Annotated in this window: 1 protein-coding gene and 1 pseudogene; both read left to right on the top strand. The window is 62.5% G+C overall.

Features of this window, described 5'->3' with window-relative positions:
* Window positions 1-362 precede the first annotated feature (362 nt).
* Complete coding sequence (locus AC1RKE_RS15985) at window positions 363-1,874, top strand: RHS repeat domain-containing protein (RefSeq protein WP_492897483.1); 1,512 nt, start codon at window positions 363-365, stop codon at window positions 1,872-1,874.
* 155 nt (window positions 1,875-2,029) lie between these two features.
* Window positions 2,030-2,325: pseudogene (locus tag AC1RKE_RS15980) on the top strand (hypothetical protein); the annotation flags it as partial.

Below are 2,325 nucleotides of genomic sequence, written 5' to 3'. Positions count from 1 at the left end.
GCCTACGTCCGGATCTCTTCCACCACCACCATCTCCAGCTCCGGCCAGTTCAGAATCCGCGTGACCGATGCAAACGGCACAGTCAGCTATTCTCCATGGGGCCAGTTCTACCTGGATATTGAAGGCTTATTGGAGCAATAATTTAGTGTAAAGTTCGTCTAGATGTTAATGTTTGTCGCTTTATTGTGACGATAGTAATCGATTGCATAATATAAGCTTATTTTGCCGATTTTGCTGTGAATAGTACAAAGACGCCTCTGTGGAGACAATGCGATGAATAAGGCTCTCTACAAGTCTGTCGCCTTGTTGCAGGTTGGTGCCCGATCCTGGGGACGTGTCGTGGGGGGCTCGCCGCCTCGGCCTTGGTCGTCGGCGCCTCGGCGGCCTCGGCCCAGACGGGGCTTGAGCCGCCGCCGGCCTATCAGACCGTGGACCGGTTCGGCGTGGATTTGGTCAGCGGGTCTTTGCAGGTGTCGTCGCCGACCATCAGCGTCGGCGATCCCGCGCGGGGCGGTCTGTCGTTCACAGCGACTTGGGACAGCACCGCCCGGGCCTGGCGTTACAGCAACTGGGGCGAAATCTCCTGGGAGTTGGCCAAGCCCGATCCCTACTGCCTGGTCTTGTATACGGTCGTCTATATGGGTGGGGCGAACGTGTTCCAGCGTGAGGCCTGCGGCTCGAACAAATTCGATCGAATGGATGGGTTCGGAACCTTGGTCCAGACGGCCGGCGGCTTCAGCTACACCGCTCGTGACGGATCCGTGGCCACCTATGGGTCAGGTCGCGGATCGCCTGTTCAGACCGTCACCCGCCTCGACGGCGAGATCATCACCTATGACTACAGCGGCGGCCCCCTTAGGTCGGTCTCTAATAATCTAGGCTACCAGCTTCACTTCGACTATAGCGGCACGACCCTGACCAAGGTCACGGCCCTGAACAACGCCGTGGACGCCTGCGCTCCGTCGGCGGCGACGTGCAGCTATTCCACGACCTGGCCCAGTCTGACCTTCACCACCTCCGGGGTCGAGCAGCGCGTCACCGACGCCTTGAACCAGACGACGCGGATCATCTTCGACGGGACGGAACCCTTCACCTCCAAGATCGTCGGGATCGCCCGGCCGACAAACCCGTCCAGCGCCTCTGTAACCTATGCGACCACCTTCATCCGGGGGCGAGGCGACGTCATAACCTCTGCGGCCGATGGAGCGGGGACTTGGACGTACGCCTACGAGTCCTACTGTCCCACTCTTCAACCACCCTGTCCAAGGCCGGAGGACGTCTACGATCTCGACACCACGGTCACGGATCCGAACAATCATGCGACAGTCTATAATATCCAGTGGAAAGGCCGATACGTTTGGGATTCCACCTTAAGCCAGACCATGATGCGCCTGCCGTCGCTGGGTTCGATAAGAAATGCGCTGAACCAGACCACGGTCGTCGTCCAGAGCGGGGCCGGTCTGGACTGGGTCGGCTATCCGGAGGGGAACGAGATCGCGATCACGCGCAATGAGCACGGTGACGTGACCGGGATCACAGCGACGTCCAAAGCGGGCTCCGGGCTGAGCTCGACGGTCAGCACCGTTACCTATCCGGACTGCGCCGTCGAACCGATCCTCTGCTACTTCCCCAGTGCAGTGACAGACGCCCGTGGCGGTGTTACGGATTACACCTATGACGCTTCTGGCAATTTGTTGACGGTTACGGGTCCTGCGCCGACGTCGGGGGCTCCGCGTCCTCAGACGCGGTATGTGTGGGAGCAGCGTTACGCCTGGTATAAGCAGAACGGGTCGAATGAGATCACCCAGGCGCCGTCGCCGGTGTGGGTTCTGGTCAGCCAGTCGGAGTGTCTGACGGGAGCGACCTGCCAATGATCCGGTTTCTGCTTGGCGAGACGGCGAGGCGCCGGTTGACGGTCCGATCGAGGGCCCGGTCGAGGTCCTGGGCGGGGTCCTGGGCGGGGGCGCTGGTTTTTGTGTGGGCGGCGACGGCGTCCGGGGCGGTTTCGGCCCAGAGTTCGGATGCGGTGGTGACCACCACGACCTATCAGGTCGGCTCGTCCAGTACGGGGAGCAATCTGCTGCCGGTGTCGGTCACGGTGGCGGCGGGGGACGGCTCGGTCTCGGCGACCACGGTCAAGACCTATGACGCGGTCGGCAATGTGGCGACGGTGGACGGTCCGCTGCCGGGGGCGGGGGACACGATCCGCACTCTGTGGGACGCCATGCGCCGGCCTGTGGGGGTGATCGGGCCGGACCCGGACGGTGCGGGCGGCCTGCCTCACGCCGCGACGCGGACCACCTACAACGCCGACGGCCAGGTGGT

It is taken from the genome of Brevundimonas sp. GW822-FHT03E11, from assembly GCF_058801445.1.
Note: the sequence above shows the minus strand (reverse complement) of the source record. Positions and strands in the feature narration are given on the sequence as shown.